This is a genomic window from Neisseria sp. P0008.S004 (genome assembly GCF_051962755.1).
Lineage (GTDB): Bacteria > Pseudomonadota > Gammaproteobacteria > Burkholderiales > Neisseriaceae > Neisseria > Neisseria subflava_A.
On the sequence record NZ_JBQCUZ010000034.1, the window covers coordinates 1 to 465 of the forward strand.

General features: G+C 55.1%; 1 rRNA gene. It reads left to right on the top strand.

The annotated features are described in order from the left end of the window. A 16S ribosomal RNA gene (locus ACTHSW_RS10830) occupies positions 1–465 on the top strand; the annotation flags it as partial.

The following is a 465-nucleotide window of genomic DNA, read 5'->3' on the forward strand; positions in this document are numbered from 1 at the left end:
CCTACGGGTGGCAGCAGTCGAGAATAATTCACAATGGGGGCAACCCTGATGGTGCAACGCCGCGTGGAGGATGACGGTCTTCGGATTGTAAACTCCTGTCATCCGGGAGTAAGACCTGGTCGTTAATAGCGAACAGGGTTGATAGTACCGGAAGAGGAAGGGACGGCTAACTTCGTGCCAGCAGCCGCGGTAATACGAAGGTCCCGAGCGTTGTTCGGAATCACTGGGCGTAAAGGGAGCGTAGGCGGCGTGGTAAGTCAGATGTGAAATCCCGGGGCTCAACCCCGGAACTGCATCCGATACTGCCATGCTAGAGGATTGGAGAGGTAGCTGGAATTCTTGGTGTAGCAGTGAAATGCGTGGATATCAAGAGGAACACTCGTGGCGAAAGCGAGCTACTGGACAACTCCTGACGCTGAGGCTCGAAGGCCAGGGTAGCGAAAGGGATTAGATACCCTGGTAGTC